At 72.8% G+C, this 17,029-nt stretch carries 11 protein-coding genes; 7 read left to right on the top strand and 4 right to left on the bottom strand.

Annotated elements, in window-relative coordinates; genetic code table 11:
* Positions 1 to 157: 157 nt before the first annotated feature.
* A complete protein-coding gene (locus tag AC4IJH_RS41200) occupies positions 158 to 871 on the bottom strand; it encodes a hypothetical protein (protein ID WP_490857161.1) in 714 nt (237 codons plus the stop codon).
* 81 nt (positions 872 to 952) lie between these two features.
* Positions 953 to 1,846: a LysR family transcriptional regulator gene (locus AC4IJH_RS41205; protein ID WP_490857162.1), complete on the bottom strand. Its 894-nt coding sequence runs from the start codon at positions 1,844 to 1,846 to the stop codon at positions 953 to 955.
* 104 nt (positions 1,847 to 1,950) lie between these two features.
* Between AC4IJH_RS41205 and AC4IJH_RS41210 the strand changes: the two genes are divergently transcribed.
* The 5 genes from AC4IJH_RS41210 (at position 1,951) to AC4IJH_RS41230 (ending at position 10,447) form a co-directional block, all read left to right on the top strand.
* A complete protein-coding gene (locus AC4IJH_RS41210) occupies positions 1,951 to 3,159 on the top strand; it encodes a YbfB/YjiJ family MFS transporter (RefSeq protein WP_490857163.1) in 1,209 nt (402 codons plus the stop codon).
* A 173-nt stretch (positions 3,160 to 3,332) separates the two neighbouring features.
* The gene (locus tag AC4IJH_RS41215) at positions 3,333 to 4,391 is read left to right on the top strand and encodes an NAD(P)H-dependent flavin oxidoreductase (protein ID WP_490857164.1); all 1,059 of its coding nucleotides are present in this window, start codon (positions 3,333 to 3,335) and stop codon (positions 4,389 to 4,391) included.
* Between the two features lie 214 nt (positions 4,392 to 4,605).
* Positions 4,606 to 6,567 carry an FAD/NAD(P)-binding protein gene (locus AC4IJH_RS41220; RefSeq protein ID WP_490857165.1) on the top strand — a complete coding sequence of 654 codons (1,962 nt, stop codon included), beginning with the start codon at positions 4,606 to 4,608 and terminating at the stop codon, positions 6,565 to 6,567.
* Between the two features lie 62 nt (positions 6,568 to 6,629).
* Positions 6,630 to 7,043 carry a carboxymuconolactone decarboxylase family protein gene (locus tag AC4IJH_RS41225; RefSeq protein ID WP_490857166.1) on the top strand — a complete coding sequence of 138 codons (414 nt, stop codon included), beginning with the start codon at positions 6,630 to 6,632 and terminating at the stop codon, positions 7,041 to 7,043.
* Between the two features lie 206 nt (positions 7,044 to 7,249).
* Complete coding sequence (locus AC4IJH_RS41230) at positions 7,250 to 10,447, top strand: endo-alpha-N-acetylgalactosaminidase family protein (RefSeq protein WP_490857167.1); 3,198 nt, start codon at positions 7,250 to 7,252, stop codon at positions 10,445 to 10,447.
* Here AC4IJH_RS41230 and AC4IJH_RS41235 read toward each other — a convergent pair.
* Positions 10,333 to 12,087, bottom strand: coding sequence for a glycoside hydrolase family 35 protein (locus AC4IJH_RS41235; RefSeq protein ID WP_490857168.1), 1,755 nt, complete (start codon positions 12,085 to 12,087; stop codon positions 10,333 to 10,335). The genes AC4IJH_RS41230 and AC4IJH_RS41235 overlap by 115 nt on opposite strands.
* A gap of 178 nt (positions 12,088 to 12,265) precedes the next feature.
* Here AC4IJH_RS41235 and AC4IJH_RS41240 point away from each other — a divergent pair, with 178 nt between their 5' ends.
* Complete coding sequence (locus tag AC4IJH_RS41240; protein WP_490857169.1) at positions 12,266 to 13,156, top strand: helix-turn-helix domain-containing protein; 891 nt, start codon at positions 12,266 to 12,268, stop codon at positions 13,154 to 13,156.
* 180 nt (positions 13,157 to 13,336) lie between these two features.
* Complete coding sequence (gene pepN / locus AC4IJH_RS41245) at positions 13,337 to 15,991, top strand: aminopeptidase N (protein ID WP_490857170.1); 2,655 nt, start codon at positions 13,337 to 13,339, stop codon at positions 15,989 to 15,991.
* 87 nt (positions 15,992 to 16,078) lie between these two features.
* Here the strand turns inward: pepN and AC4IJH_RS41250 are convergent, their stop codons facing one another.
* Positions 16,079 to 16,540: a F0F1 ATP synthase subunit B family protein gene (locus AC4IJH_RS41250; protein WP_490857171.1), complete on the bottom strand. Its 462-nt coding sequence runs from the start codon at positions 16,538 to 16,540 to the stop codon at positions 16,079 to 16,081.
* Between the last annotated feature and the right edge of the window lie 489 nt (positions 16,541 to 17,029).

The raw sequence follows: 17,029 nt of genomic DNA on the forward strand, positions 1-17,029 counted from the left end.
GGCCCTGGGGCCCGCTCGTCCACCAGGACGGCGCCACCCACCCGGCCACCTTCGTCAACCCCATCGGCTGACCACCCCCGGCACCACCCCGGACATGAGCTGGGGCAGCGGGCAGAGCCGGGACCGCGACGTCTGGTCGGCCGGCGCAGCCGCCCCCTCAATGCCCGGAGATCTCCTCCCTGGAGGTGACCTCCTGGTCGGTGAGGATGCGGAACTCCCGGCCCTGTTCGGTCAGCAGCTTGAGGAAGCCGGGCTCGGCCTGCAGGACGTACCCCCGCAGCTCCGGTTCGCCGCGCAGTTCGACGCGCTCCAGCGGCACCCAGGGGGTGCTGACGGTCGCGGCCGCGAGCAGCCACCCCGCCACGATCAGCCCCCCGAGACGCCGCCCCGTCCACAGCGCCGGCCGCTGCAGCCACCCCTCGGTCTTCGTCCCGTGGACGAGGGCGAGCAGCAGCGCGCCGACGGCGAAGGCGATCAGCGGCAGCCACCACGCGTGGAAGGTCAACACGTAGGCGCAGAGCGCCGCCAGGACAGCGAGCAGGAGGAGGGTCCCGCTGCGCACGTTGGACCAGTGCTCCGCCAACGAACGGTCCTTCAGCTGCCGGGCCCTGCGCAGGCTCAGCCACAGCCACAGGACGGCGAGCGGCGTGACCAGGGCCAGGTAGACGGCCGCGGCCAGCGAATCGGCCATCAAGGTGCCCACGACGATGCTGATGCTGTCGTCCAGATCCACGGTGTGCAGCACCGCGAAGGCGGTGTGCCAGTCATAGCCGCAGACGGCGAACAGCCGCAGTACGAGAAAGAGGAACGCGACAATGGCCAGCGGAAGCCCGTTGCCGCGCCCGCTGCCCGCAGATTCGCCATGCGACATGCCCCGAAGATCGCACACCCCGGCGTCCCGGACAGGCGCCGAAACGCCGGTCCCCACCTGATGGCCGGTGCCCGGTGCGGGTCACCCTGCCTCGGGCATCCCCTCGTTCTCGGCCCCGGGGCGCCATGGGGCCGGGCGTTCGGCCAGTGCTGCCTCGACGAAGGCCTGGAGGAGGGGGTGGCGGCTGTTGGGGGAGTGGACGAGGTGTACGGGGATGGGGGGTGCGTCGTCGATGGGGAGGAAGCGGATGCAGGAGTGCGGGGTGCGGCGTACGGCGCTGTCGGGGACGACGCCGATGCCGCGGTCGGCCGCGACGAGTTCGATCCACTCGTCGTAGTTGCCGCAGGTCACCACGGATGCGGGGGCCTGGCAGCCGTCCCAGGCGGCCGGGGTGGTGGAGCCGCTGACCGTGTTGACCACGAGTGGCCAGTCGTGGAACTCCTGCCAGTCGAGCCGGTCGCGCCCGGCGAGGGGGGAGGAGGTGGAGACGGCGGCGACCCGGTGTTCCTTGAGGAAGGGCACCGATACGACGTTGCCGGTGGGCGGGGCGCCCCGGACCACGGCCACGTCCACCTCGCCCAGATCGATGCCCGCGGTGGGGGTGTCGCGGCGCAGCAGTTCGACGGTGACGCGGGTGGTGCGCTCGAAGCGGGCGATGGCGCGCTGCATCCACGGGTCGGGCAGCAGCCAGGAGAAGCCGAGGCGCAGCGCGCCGCTGTCGCGGACCGCGTTCAGTGTGCCGTCGAGGGCGGGGATCAGCCGGCGCAGGCGGTCGTAGGTGAACTGGCCTGCGGGGGTGAGGGTGACCTGGCGCGAGGTGCGGTGGATGAGGCGGGTGCCGACCGATGCCTCTAAGCGCTGGATGGAGCGGGACAAAGCGGGCTGAGTCACCCGGAGTTCGACGGCCGCCCGGGTGAAGGAACTGAGCCGGGCGACCGCCAGGAAGGCACGCAGGTGCCTGAGTTCGACGTCCATGCATGCAGAGCATAGATGCGGAATCGAAGGCATTTCCGCCCAGATCAATTGCATGTTTGACTCATCGTCGGCAGGACGTTCATCTACGGGGGTTGTCGCCAAGCATGTCTGTGGACGAGACGACGCAGAGCTTAGACGCGCGCCCGGAACCGGAATCTCCCCTTGAACGCCGGGGAGTCGAGCGCAGCCTCGTCCTGCTCGGCGCGCTGGCGATGGCCGTCGCCATGGGCGTGGGCCGCTTCGTCTTCACGCCGATCCTGCCGATGATGGAGCGCCAGGCGCAGGTGAGCGCCTCCGACGGCGCGAGCATCGCCACCGCGAACTACCTCGGCTATCTGCTCGGCGCGCTCACCGCCGGATTCGTCCCGGCGCTGGCGCGCTCCCGCCTCACCCCGCGTCTGTGCCTCACGGCCCTGGTCGTCACGCTGGCCGCGATGCCGCTGACCGAGTCCCTGCCCGTATGGGCGGCGCTGCGCTTCGCGGCCGGGGCCGCCAGCGCGCTGGTCTTCGTCAGCGTCGCGCGCGGCGTCCAGGTCGGGCTGCGCCGCCGCCCGCATCTCATCGGCTGGGTCTACGGCGGGGTCGGCGTGGGCATCGCCGTCACCGGCCTGTCCGTTCTCGTCGTGAACCAGATCGGCTCCTGGCGGCACGCGTGGTGGGTGTCCGCGGCCATCTCCGCGGTGGCCGCCGTCCTGATCGCGCGGATGCCCGGCGAGCGGGCCGCCCCTGCCCAGGGGGGTGCCGAGGAGCGGCCGAAGCCGGCCCGCGGGCCGCTGGCCTGGCTGTCGGTGAGCTACTTCCTGGAGGGTGTCGGCTACATCGTGGCCGCCACGTTCCTGGTGGCCGCGCTCTCCACGGACCAGGCCCCGTCCTGGCTCGGCACCGGCGCCTGGGTGATCGTCGGCCTCGCCGTCCTGCCCTCCTGCGTGCTGTGGACGCTGCTGAGCCGGCGCGTGCCGCGCACCGTCCTGCTGCCCCTCGCCCTCGTCGTCCAGGCCGCGGCCGTCGTGCTGCCCGCCGTCCTCGACAGCACCGCCGCCGCCGTCGTCTCGGCCATCGGATTCGGCGGCACCTTCATGGCGATCACCCAGCTCTCGCTCGTCACCGGCGCGCACCTGGGCACGGCGCGCACGGTCGCGCTGATGACCGCCGGATACGGCCTGGGGCAGGTCCTGGGCCCGCTCCTCGTCCAGCCCGTCCTCGCGCACGGCTACCGCCCCGCCCTGGCCATCAGCGCCGGGGTGCTGCTGCTGGCCGCGCTGTGCGCCGCGCCCCTGATACGCCACCGGACGGTGAGCCCGGCGCAGGTCTGAGCCGCTCCGGCCGAACTCCCCAGTCGATACGCCCTCTTGACGACCATTAACCCCCTTTCATCCTTATATTTACCTTCGGCTGATCCACTGGACCGGCAGCACGGAGCACATCGCGCCGCGCCCCGGTCCACCCGCCCGCGTACACCACTCCCACGCCCCCTGGAGGACTCCCGGTGCTGTTCCACCCCGACCAGCTGGCCATCCCGATCATCCAGGCGCCCATGGCCGGCGGCGCCTCCACACCGGAGCTGGTCGCCGCGGTGAACAGCGCCGGCGGCATGGGATTCCTGGCCGCCGGCTACCGCACCGCGGAGGGCATTCGGGACCAGATACGGCGCACCCGCGAACTGACCGGGCGCCCCTTCGGCGTCAACCTCTTCGTACCGGGCCCGCCGGACCCGGGCAGCGCCGCCGCGGTCGCCGCCTACCGCGACCGGCTGCGCCCCGAGGCCGAGGAGTACGGCCTCACACTGCCCGACCCGATCCCGGACGCCGACGACGACGCGTGGGACGAGAAGATCGACGTGCTCCTGAGCGAGCCCGTCCCGATGGTCACCTTCACCTTCGGCCTGCCCTCCGTCTCCGTCGTCCAGGCCCTGCACCAGTGCGGCAGCTATCTGGCCGCCACCGTCACCACCGTCGCCGAGGCCGAGGCGGCGCGCGCCACCGGCGTGGACGCGCTGTGCGTCCAGGGCCCGCAGGCCGGCGGGCACCGGGGCACGCACCAGGTCGCCGCGCAGCCGGAGGACGTGCCGCTGCCCGAGCTGCTGGCCGCGGTCCGCGAGCAGGTGGGACTGCCGCTCGTCGCCGCGGGCGGCCTCGGATCCGGTACGGACATCGCCGCCGTACTCCAAGAAGGCGCGTTCGCCGCCCAGTTGGGCACGCTCTACCTGCGCGCGCAGGAGTCCGGAGCCGCGCAGACCCACAAGGACGCGCTGGCCGACGAGCGCTTCAACGCCACCGTCGTCACCCGCGCGTTCTCCGGGCGCCCCGCCCGCGGGCTGCGCAACCGCTTCATCGACGCGCACGGCGAGGCCGCCCCCGGCGCGTACCCGCACGTCCACCACCTGACCCGGGGCCTGCGCTCGGCCGCCGCCCAGAACGGGCACCCCGAACGCCTCCACCTGTGGGCCGGCGCCGGCTTCCGCCAGGCGCGGTGCGCGCCGGCGGCCGAGATCACCCGCGCCCTGTGGGAGGAGACCCGCGCCGCCCTGCCCGCGGCGGCGGGCTGATCCCCGTAGACCTCCGCCCCGGGGGCCGCGCCCCACAGCTCCCACGGACCCCGTGGCTCCCACGCCCCACGCCCCACGCCTCCGGCTCCCCGTCAACTACCGCTGACCGCCCCGACTCTCCACGCCCCGAACTCCCCGATCACACCGATCACACCGATCACACCGAACTCCCCGATCACCCCGAACTCCCCCTGAAACACGGAGCACCACCCCCATGAACCACTCCGCCTTCCCCAACGGCGTCCTCACCAGCACCCCCAACAGCGTCCCCGACACCACACTCGCCATCGTGGGACTCGGCCCGCGCGGGTTATCCGTGCTGGAACGCGTCATGGAGAACGCCCGCGCCCACCCCGGCCGGACCGTCCTCGTGCACGCCATCGACTCGCACGCCCCGGGCTCGGGAAACGTCTGGAGACCCACGCAGTCCCGCCATCTGCTGATGAACACCGTGGCGTCCCAGGTCACGATGTACACCGACCCCAGCGTCAGCTGCGAAGGCCCGATCGTGCCGGGACCGAGCCTGCACGAGTGGCTGCGCGAGCTGCCGCAGGACACCCTGGAGGACCGGCTCGGGGCCGAACTCGCCGAGCAGGCCCGCTCGTTGGGCCCGGACGACTACCCCAGCCGGGCGCTGTACGGGCACTACCTCCAGTGGGTCTTCGACCGCGCGGTGACGGGCGCCCCCGACGGCGTGACCGTACAGCTGCACATATCCCGGGCCACCGGCGTCACCCCGCTGGCCAGTGACCGCTACCAGATCCACCTGATCGACGCGGCCGAGCCGATCGTCGCGGACCGCGTGGTCCTGGCCCTGGGCCACCTGCCGGGCGCCCTGCACACCAAGGAACGGCTGATGCTCGCCTTCGCCGCCGAGCGCGGCCTGCGCTACATCCCCCCGGCCAACCCCGCGGACGTGGACCTGCGGCGCGGCATCGCCCCCGGCACCGAGGTGATCCTGCGCGGCCTCGGGCTCAACTTCTTCGACTACCTCAGCCTGCTGACCGAGGGCCGCGGCGGCCGCTACGAACGCCGCGAGGGCAAGCTGACGTACGTGCCCTCCGGGCAGGAACCGCGGCTGTACGCGGGCTCGCGACGCGGCATCCCGTACCACGCGCGCGGCGCCAACCAGAAGGGCGTCAGCGGCCGGCACGACCCGCGCTACCTCACCCCCGAGGTCATCGCCCAACTCCAGCACCAGGCGGACACCACCGGCGGCCTGGACTTCCTGCGGGACGTCTGGCCGCTGGTGACCCGCGAGGTCCAGCTCGTCTACTACACCACCCTGCTGCGCCAGCAGGGCCGGACCGGCGCCGCCGACGCGCTCGCCGCCGAACTCGGCACGTGGCCCGGCGACGAGCAACTGCCCGAGGTGCTCGGCCGGTACGGCATCGACGCCGCCGACCACTGGTCCTGGGACCGCATCGGCCGCCCCTGGCGCGGGGCGCGGCCCGCCGACCACGCCGCGTACACCGCATGGCTGCTGGAGTACCTGCACGAGGACCTGCACAACAGCCGCGGCGGCAACATGGACAACCCCGTCAAGGCCGCCCTGGACGCCATGCGCGACCTGCGCAACGAGGTCCGTCAGGTCATCGACCACGGCCGGGTCGCCGCCGACTCCTACCGCGACCACGTCGCCCGCTTCTACACCCCGCTCAACGGCTTCGTCTCCATCGGCCCCCCGGCCAGCCGCATCGAGGAGATGATCGCGCTCATCGAGGCCGGGATCCTGGACGTCCTCGGGCCCGACTTCGAGGTGCTGACCGACACCTCAGGCCGCTTCGTGGCCCACTCGCCGCACCTGGACGGCAGCCGGCGCGAGGGCACGGTCCTCATCGAGGCCCGGCTGCCGGCCGCCGGTATCGCCGGCGCCGACGATCCGCTGATCCGGCGGCTGGTGGACGAGGGCACCGCACGGCGCCACGCCCTGACCAAGGCCGACCAGGAGCACCACACCGGCGCCCTGGAGGTGACCGGCGCGCCGTACCGGGTCATCGCCCGCAGCGGGGAGCCGCACCCGGGTCTGCACGCGTTCGGCGTCCCGACCGAGGGCGTGCACTGGGCCACCGCCGCGGGCATCCGCCCCGGCGTCGACTCCGTCATCCTCGGCGACGCGGACGCCATCGCCCGGCAACTGCTCGGCCTGAACTTCCCCGCCCTTCAGCCCGCCTGACGCCACGTCACATCACCTCAGACGTAAGCGCACAACACCGCACCCCCATGTGAAAGGTCCTCATGCACCACCCGTCCGAACGGCACACCGAGGGCGACAAGATCCGCCGCGAAGTGCTCGGCGACCAGTACGTCAACACCATGCTGCGCGACTGGGACCCGGCCAAGCCGCTCCTGGAGCTGATCACCGAGTACTCCTGGGGCTTCACCTGGTCCCGCGAGGGCCTGGACCGCCGCACCCGCAGCCTCCTCCTGGTAGCCCTCCTCACCGGCCTCAACCGCCCCGCCGAACTCAAACTCCACATCGGCGGCGCCCTCCGCAACGGCTGCACCCCGGAGGAACTCGCCGAGGTCGCCCTCCAGTGCGCCGTCTACGCAGGCGCCCCGGCCGGCATCGACACCATGAAACTGGTCCGCCAGGAGGTCGCCCGCTACGAGGAGGAAAGCGCCCGCGACGGGCACGCCTCGAAGCCGTAGCCGCGGGCGACATCGCTCGTGAAGCGCAGCCGGGGCCGGACCCCGGCTGCGGCCCGGTCCCGCAGGCGGGCCACCGGCCCCGGAGCGGGCCGTGGCCCGTCGCCGTTAGTCCAAGTCCTGCCCCGGCTTTGTCCATGGGCGCGCCCCGCGCTCGCCGAGCACGCTGTGCGGCGACAGGCAGTGCCGGTGCGAGGAGGGCAGTGGGCGTGGACGAGCCGACAGGGGCCGGTCGGGGGCCCGGCCGCAGGAGTGTGGTGGCCGCCACCGCGCTGACCGGGATCGCCACCGCTCTGCCACTCGGCACCGCCGTCGCCCACGCCGCCGGTGAGGCCACGCTCCGCTCCGCCGAGCTGGCCGTTCGGGTCGGCGTCGACTTCCCCCGCGTCCTCTCGTACACCGACCGGGAAAGCGGGGCCGTGCTGTACGGCCAGGGCGAGCCGGTTACGCAAGTGCTGCTCGACGGCGTCCCGTACACCCCCTCGGTCACCTCCCGCGCCGCCGCGGACCGCATCGCCTACACCCTCGCCTTCGACGGCGGCACCGAGATCGGTGTGCAGATCGCCGTCAAGGGGTGGCAGGTCGGCTGGCGCGTCACCAGGATCGCGGACACCGCGGCCCGGCCCGTCGGCACGCTGCAGATTCCCGGGCTGGCGCTGCTGACCGTACGGGAGGACCAGCCCGGCGGTGCGCTGCTGGCGGCCCGGATCGACCTGGACAAGGCCAAGAGCGGCGACACGCTGGTCAGGATCGCCGAGGGGGCGGCGGTGGACGCCGCGCCCGTCGGGTGTGCCTACGGGGTCGTCTCAACCGGGCGGCTGGCGGCGGCGATTGAGGCCAATACCGTCGTGGACCGGCCCACCGGGGGCACCGGCTGGGAGAACGGGCGGCTGTGGCGGCAGACCGTACGCCACGACGGGCGCCTGGAGGCGCGGCTCACCCCCGGGCAGTGGACCCACCGGGCGCAGGGCGCCGCCGCCGACGACACCGAGCCGCTCCCGTACGCCACCGTCATCCTGACCCGCGACCGCAACGGGGACGGCACGGCGGACTGGCAGGACGCCGCCATCGCACTGCGCGAGATCATGGTCACCCCCCTCGGCGCCGACCAGCAGCACCTGCGCGTCGTCCCGCACATCCCCTTCAACTTCGCCAGCCAGGCCACCAACCCCTTCCTGGCCACCCTCGACAACGTCAAGCGCATCGCGCTGGCCACCGACGGACTGCGCCAGTTCACCCTGCTCAAGGGCTACCAGTCCGAGGGCCACGACTCCGCGCACCCCGACTACGGCGGCAACTACAACGAGCGGGCGGGCGGCCTCGCCGACCTCAACGCGCTGCTGCGCGCCGGAAAGAAGTGGAACAGCGACTTCGCGGTGCACGTCAACGCCACCGAGTCCTACCCCGTCGCCCACGCCTTCTCCGAGACGCTCGTCGACAAGAACAACGAGCAGTGGGACTGGCTCGACCAGTCCTACCGCATCGACCAGCGCCGCGACCTGCTCTCCGGCGACATCGTCCGCCGCTTTCGGCAGCTGCGCCGCGAGACCGACCCCGCCCTGAACACCCTCTACATCGACGTCTTCCGCGAATCGGGCTGGACCTCGGACCGCCTCCAGCGCGAACTGCGCGCCATGGGCTGGCAGATCACCACCGAATGGGGCCACGGCCTGGAGCGCTCCGCCCTGTGGTCCCACTGGGCCACCGAGACCGACTACGGCCCCGACACCTCCCGCGGCATCAACTCCCGCCTCATCCGCTTCCTGCGCAACCACCACAAGGACGTCTTCGCCGACAAATGGCCCACACTGCTCGGCGCCGCCCGGATGGGCAACTTCGAGGGCTGGGTCGGCAAGACCGACTGGAACGCCTTCTACGAGATCATCTGGCGGGACGCGCTGCCCGCCAAGTACCTCCAGGCGTACCCGATCCGCACCTGGGCCGAGCACGAGATCACCTTCGAGGGGCCGACCCGCACCGCCGTGTCCGACACCGGCGGCGTACGGCGGATCACCACCGACGGGCGGCTCGTGTACGACGGCGGTACGTACCTGCTGCCCTGGGAGCCGCGCCGGGCCACCGACCCCGCCAAGCTCTACCACTACAACCCCCGCGGCGGCACCACCAGTTGGACCCTGCCGCGCGCCTGGTCGGGCACCCGCGCCGTGTACGCCTACCGCCTCACCGACCAGGGCCGGACACAGGAGAGACGGCTCAGAGCCGGCGGCGGCCGCATCACCCTCACCGCCGACGCCGGACAGCCCTACGTCCTCTACCGCGACCGGGCCCCGGCACAAGGCGGCCCCGACTGGGGCGAGGGCACCCCGCTGGCCGACCCCGGCTTCAACTCCGGCACACTGCAGGGCAATTGGCAGGCAAGCGGTCCCGCACAGGTGCGGCGCAGTCCGCTCGGCGACTACGAACTGGTCATCGGCGCGGGCGCCGCGGCCACCGTCACCCAGCGCCTGGCCCGCCTCGCCCCCGGTACGTACGCCGCCTCCGTACAGGTCGAGGTCGGCGAGAAACCGGGGGAGCGGCGCCGGGCCACCCTGGAGGTACGCACCGCCGACGGCATCACGGCCACCAACTGGACCGAGACCTCCACCGCCGCCAACTACGTCGCCGCCGACCGCAAACACGGCACCCGCTTCCAGCGCATGTCCACCCGCTTCACCGTCCCCGAAGGCGGCGGACCCACCGACCTGACCCTGCGCGCCGCCCCTGGACAGCCCCGCATCCGCTTCGACAACCTCCGCATCGTCCGCACCACCCACCCCACCCCCGGCGACGCCCTCGCCCACGAAGACTTCGAACACGTCCCCCAGGGCTGGGGCGTCTTCGTCAAGGGCGACGCCGGCGGCGCCACCGACCCCCGCACCCACATCGCCCAACGCCACGCCCCGTACACCCAGCGCGGCTGGAACGGCAAAGCCGTCGACGACGTCATCGACGCCACCCAGTCCCTCAAATCCCGCGGCGAGAACGTCGGCCTGGTCTACCGCACCGTCCCCCACACCGTCCGCTTCACCCCCGGCCGCCGCTACCGCATCACCTTCCGCTACGAAAACGAAAAGCCCGCCCAATACGCCTGGATCACCGCCACCGACACCCCCGACCCCCACGAACTCACCCGCACCCCCCTCCCCGCCGCCACCCACCCCACCACCCACACCTACGAATTCACCGCCCCACCCACCGGCGACACCTGGGTCGGCCTCCACAAGACCGGCGACGACGGCACGGCGGAATTCATCCTGGACACCTTCGAAGTGCGCGAACTGCCCGCGCGGCGTCAGGGCACCAGACCGGGCGCCCCCGCCCCTTCCCCCACAAGGGGCGGGGCGCCCTCCAGTTCCAGGAGGAGGAGGGTGTTGGGGCCCTCGTGGAGGAGCGGGCCGGGGACGTAGAGGGTGTGCTGGGGTCCGGTGGACCAGTAGCGGCCCAGGCAGAAGCCGTTGAGCCAGGCGAAGCCTCTGGTCCAGCCGGGGAGTTGGAGGGCGGCGTCGGCGGGGCGGGTGATGGTCAGGGTGGCCCGGTACAGGCCGGGGGATTCGCCAGTCGGGGGGCCGAAGGCCACTGCTGCGGGGTTCTGCAGGGCGTCCAGGCGCAGGCCGCGCGCCCGTACGCCGTGGATGTACTGGCGCTCGTGGAGCAGGCCGCCGCAGATGCCCTTGGGCTCGGCCAGGCGCGGGCCGTAGTTGACGCGGCCCAGGGACTCCACCCACAGGTCCACCGAGGCAGGGCCGGTGACGGGGCCGAGACAGGCCTGCTCGGTGTCCAGTACGGGGCCGCGCCGGCCGTTCACGTACACCGTGGCGCGGTCGCGCAGGCCCCTCACCGAGAGGTCGTAGGCGGCACGGGGGCCGGGGATCTCGAAGGAGTAACGCACCAGACCGCGGTCCACGTCCAGGTCCTCGAAGGAGGGCGGGACGGCGGCCTCCACCTCTGGGCCGCCGAGTGCCGCGAGCACCTCGGCCAGCGGGGCCCAGCCGTCCAGGACGGCCCGCACCGGGGTGTCCAGGACCGGCCAGGGCTCGGGTACGGCCGGCAGCGGACCGTCAGCGAAGCCTGCCAGGACCTCGCGGAAGCGGTGGAACTTCTCGGTGGGGCGGCCGCGCTCGTCCACCGGGGCCTCGTAGTCGTAGGAGGTGACGGTCGGCTCCAGTACGCCGTCGTGCAGAGGACCGGAGCGGTTGGCGCCCGCCCAGCCGCCGAAGCTCGTACCGCCGTGCGCCATATAGACATTCACCGAGGCGCCGCAGTCCAGGACGGCGCGCAGTGCGCCCGCGGCCTGCGCCGGGTCGCGCTCGGCCGCGCCCTCGCCCCAGTGCGCGAACCACCCGCACCAGAACTCCATGCACATCAGCGGCCCGTCCGGCTGGTGACGCCGCAGCGTCGCGAAGGCCTCTTGCGCCCCCGACCCGAAGTTCACGGTCGCCAGCGCGCCCGGGACGGAGCCGCCGCTGAGCATGTGGTCCTCGGGGCCGTCCGAGGTGAACAGCGGTACGGTCACGCCCAACTGCCGCAACCGGTCCGCCAGATGGCGCAGATACCCCCGGTCCGAGCCGTAGGACCCGTACTCGTTCTCCACCTGCACCATCAGCACCGGACCGCCCGCCGTGCACTGCCGCCGCACCACCTGCGGCAGCAGCCGCGCGAACCACGCGTCCACCGCCGCCAGGAACTCCCCGTCCCGCGTCCGCACCCGCCGCCCCAGCGGACCGGTCAGCCAGTGCGGCAGCCCGCCGTTCTCCCACTCGGCGCAGATGTACGGACCCGGCCGCACGATCGCCCACAGCCCCGCCGCCCGCACCCGGTCCAGGAACCGGCCCAGCGCCCCCACCTCGCGAAACTCCCCGCGCCGCGGCTCGTGCAAATTCCACGGCACATACGTCTCCACACAGTTCAGGCCCATCGCCGCCAGCATCGCCAGCCGGTGGTCCCACTGCGCCTCGTGCACCCGGAAGTAGTGCAGCGCCCCCGACAGCAGCCGCACCGGCCGCCCCTCCAGGACGAAATCCCGCTCACCCACCGCGAACTCGGCCACCGCGCCCGCACCCTTCGTCCGGCCCTTGTCGACCCGCCACGTCCGATCACCCTCACCCTCTGGCGGCACGGCCGTCCATGGACAAAGATCGGCGCTGATTGGACTCAGCTGTACCGCGGCCGCGTCCGAGAAGTGACGCGGATGCGCGGACCTACGGAGGCGAGCGGAGGCACCCGGCATGTACCACACCTGGATGCGGTACTTCACGCCCAGCCCGCTCCACCACCAGCTCGGCCTGGTGTGCCTGGGCGTCGGACTCCAGCACGGCACCCTGCCCACCGTCGGACCCCGCACCCTGGACCACCACGTCGCCGTCGTCATCAGCGCGGGCCGCGGCTGGCTCACCCACCCCGACGGCCACCGCCGCCCCGTCACCGCCCCCGCCCTGCTGTGGATCACCCCGGGCGTCCCGCACCACTACGGCCCCGACCCCACCACCGGCTGGGACGAGAGCTTCGTCGACTTCACCGGACCGGCCACCGCCACCTACACCGAACTCGGCTACATCGAACCCGACCGCCCCCTGGTCCCCCTCGCCGACACCGCCGCCGCCCGCGCCGCCATCGGCCGTATCGCCCGCGCCGCCCGCCGCGGCAACCCCCTCCTCGAAGTCGAGACCTCCGCCGCCGTCCACGAACTCCTGGTCGCCCTGCGCCGCGCCCGCGCCGACACCGGCCCCGACGGCGACCCCGTCCTGACCGCCCTGGCCCGCGACGCCTTCCTCCCCCTGACCGTCGCCGAACACGCCGCCCGCCACGGCATGACACCCGCCGCACTGCGCACCGCCGTACGCCGCGGCGCCGGATGCAGCCCCAAGGACTACCTCCTGGGCATCCGCCTGGGCCACGCCAAAGAACTCCTCGCCGCCACCGAACTCCCCGTCGCCGCCGTCGCCCGCCGCGTCGGCTACGACGACCCCGCCTACTTCAGCCGCCTGTTCACCCGCCGCGTCGGCACCGCCCCCATCCGCTTCCGCGCCCGCCGGCACCACACCGTGCCGGGGGGCTGGTCCACCCGCATCCCCGACCCGGACGACCCGCCCTTGCTGGGCGGCGCCACCAGCTCGTAACGCCCCCGTCGCGGGCAGACGTTCCACATGGGCGAGGGGCCCCTCCTCAAGCGCCTGGGGGAGGACGGACACAACGAAACCCCCGGCGGGCAGCCGCCCCCACCGCACCCCGAGCCCGCACCCCCAGGCCCGCCCCAAACCCGCGTGCACCCTGTCAGTGCCGTACGGCAGCATGAACCCATGCCCGCACTGAAGCGCGACGAGGCGCACACCCGAGCCCGACTCATCGACGTCCACCGCTACGAGATCCACCTCGATCTCACCCACGGCGCCGACCACTTCACCTCCAGCACCGTCATCCACTTCAGCGCGCGCGACACCGCCGACACCTTCATCGAGATCAAGCCCGCCCAGCTGCACTCCGCCACCCTGGACGGCCACCCCCTCGACCCCGAGACCCTCACCGACAACCGCCTGCCCCTGCCCCGCCTCACCGCAGGCGACCACGAACTGCGCATCGAAGCCGACATGCGCTACTCCCGCACCGGCGAGGGCATGCACCGCTTCACCGACCCCGCCGACGGCGAGACCTACGTCTACACCCAGCTGTTCATGGAGGACGTCCAGCGCGTCTTCCCCGCCTTCGACCAGCCCGACCTCAAGGCCGTCTTCCAGCTCGCCGTCACCGCACCGCCCCAGTGGAGCGTCCTGGGCAACGGCATCGCCGAGCACACCGGCGAAGGACACTGGACCCTCGCCCCCACCCCGCCCATCTCCACCTACCTCGTCGCCGTCGCCGCCGGCCCCTGGCACTCCGTACGCACCGAACACGCCGGACTGCCCTTCGGCATCCACTGCCGCCGCAGCCTCGCCCCCCACCTGGACACCGACGCCGAGGAAATCCTCGACATCACCCACCGCTGCTACGACCGCTACCACGCCATCTTCGACGAGCCCTACCCCTTCGACTCCTACGACCAGGCCTTCGTCCCCGAATTCAACGCCGGCGCCATGGAGAACCCCGGGCTGGTCACCTTCCGCGACGAATTCGTCTTCCGCTCCGCCGTCACCGACACCGAGCGCCAGACCCGCGGCATCGTCATCGCCCACGAGATGGCCCACATGTGGTTCGGCGACCTGGTCACCCTCCAATGGTGGGACGACATCTGGCTCAACGAGTCCTTCGCCGAATACATGGGCTACCAGGTCCTGTCCGAAGCCACCCGCTTCACCGACACCTGGACCGACTTCGCCGTCGCCCGCAAGGGCTGGGGGTACGACGCCGACCAGCGCCCCTCCACCCACCCCGTCGCCCCCACCCCCGAAGACGTCCCCGACACCGCCTCCGCCCTCCTGAACTTCGACGGCATCTCCTACGCCAAGGGCGCCTCCGCCCTGCGCCAACTCGTCGCCTGGATGGGCGAGAAGGACTTCCTCGCCGGCATCAACGACCACTTCACCCGCCACCGCTTCGGCAACGCCACCCTCGCCGACTTCATCGACTCCCTCGCCCGCGCCACCGACCGCGACGTCCACGCCTGGGCCGAGCAGTGGCTGCGCACCACCGGCGTGGACACCCTCACACCGACGGCGGCCACCACATCCGGCTTCGTCCCCGCGGACCAGCTCGCCGCCGCGGGCGCCGGCACCGCCGAGCCGCGCGCAGCCGCCAAGGAACTGGACGAGGAGTCGCTCACGAAGCTCGCGGAAGGCGCCGGCTGGCAGCTGACCATCGACCACGCCGGCACCCGCCCGCACCGCATTGCCATCGGCCTCTACGACCGCGACGCCGACGACCCCGCCCGCCTCCGCCTGCGCGACCGCGTGGAGAGCGACCTCCCCGCCGGCGGCGGAAGCCGCTCCCTGAGCCTGCCCGGCCCCCGCCCCGCCCTCACCCTCCTCAACGACCGCGACCTCACCTACGCCAAGGTCCGCCTGGACCCCCACTCCTGGCAGACCGCCCAGACCTCGCTCTGCGGACTGCCCGACCCGCTGACCCGCGCCGTGGTGTGGAACGCCGCCCGCGACATGGTCCGCGACGGCGAACTCGCCCCCGCCGCCTACCTGGACGCGGCCCGCACCCACCTCCCGCACGAAACCGACATCGCCGTCGTCCAGGGCGTCCTGGCCTTCGCCCGCACCCAGATCGCCGACCGCTACCTCCCCGCCGAGCAGCGCCCCGCCGCACTCGCCACCCTCAGCGCCCTCTGCCGCGACATCCTGCGCCGCACCGAAGGCAGCGAGAACGGCGACGGCCAGGGCCTGCGCCTGGCAGCCGTACGCACCTTCATCGACAGCGCCACCACCCCCGAAGGCATCCAGGACTGGCTCGACGGCGACAGCGTCCCCGGCGGCCCCGCCCTCGACCCCGAACTGCGCTGGCGCATCCTCGCCCGCCTCATCACCCTCGGCGCCGCCCCCGCCGCCGACCTGAACGCCGCCATCGACGCCGAACTCGCCCGCGACCCCAGCGCCACCGGCCAGGAAGGCGCCGTCCGCTGCCGCGCCGCCCTGCCCGACCCGGCCGCCAAACAGGCCGCCTGGGACGCCCTGTTCACCACCGACGACCAGGCAGCCCTCTCCAACTACCTGCTCACCGCCACCATCACCGGCTTCTGGGCGCCCGAACAGCTCGACCTGCTCCGCCCCTACGCAACCCGCTACTTCACCGAAGCCGTCGCCCTCGCCGCCCGCCGCGGACCCGCCATCGCCGAGGCCATCTCCTCCCGCAGCGCCTTCCCGCTCCCCTTCGTCGACCAGGACACCCTCCGTCTCGGCGAACAGTGCCTGCGCGAGGCCGACCCCATCCCCGCCCTGCGCCGCAAACTCGACGACCAGCTCGACGACCTGCGCCGCGCCCTGCGCGTCCAGGAGGCGGCCACGAGCACGCCATAACGCCCGCACCGCGACCCCGGATGCCGAACGGGCCGCCGGATTCCCCCTCCTGAGGAAACCCGACGGCCCGCACGGCCCGCCCGACCGTCACCGATCGCGCGCGAAATCCTCCAGCGACTCCCCGACGATCCGCCCCGCCAGCTCCACCGCCAGCACATCCACCTCCACCCGCAGCGCGGCCTGAGCCAGCTCACGGTCCGCCGCCAGCCGCGCCCGCGACGCCGCCACCATCTCGTCCCGCTGCCGCTGCCCCTCCGCCCGCAGCTCGGCGATCAGCACCGCACCCCGCTCCGCCGACTCCTGCCGCAGCCGCGCCGCCTCGTGCCGCGCCTGCGCCAGCAGCTCCTGATACTCCTCGTACACCTGCTGCGCCTGCGCACGGACCTCGGCGGCCTTGCCCTCCAGCCCCACCGTCGCCGCCTCGCGCTGCGCCAACACCCTGCTGATACGCGGCAGCAGCACCTTCGCGAACACACCGAAGACGACGAAGAAACAGACAAGCCCCACCAGCAGCGGCGCCGGTTCCGGATTGAGCGGTCCTATGTCCATGCGATAAAGGGTAGTTGGGACGTACGAAGAGGAACGCACCGCCCCGTACCACAACCGCACGGACAAAACCCTGCGCCCCTCACACCCCACCCATAGCAGACACCCGGCAGCCCACCGCTCCCGCTGTCGCACGTAAGGGTGGACTCGCCCCGTACGGACCCGGAAGCCCCCGCCTGCACAAGTAACTTGGGCCCGCCGAACGTCCCGAACCCCGAGCCACCGGCGCCACCACCCCGGGACGGCCCCTGCCGCGTACGGCCCGCACACCCTCACGCCCGCCGCACGCACCACCCGCAGGCACCCGCCGCGCCCCGGGACCAGGACGTACCCCGCACCACCCCTACGCCCCCCCGGGCACACCCACCCCCTCAACCCCCGGAAGGCCACCCCCCGATGAGCACCGCCACCCCCCACCCCCGCCCTGCCACACCCACCATCCCCTCCCAGGCACAACCCCCCAACACCACCCCCACCCCGGACACCCCCGCC

This window comes from Streptomyces sp. UF-297 (genome assembly GCF_058245575.1).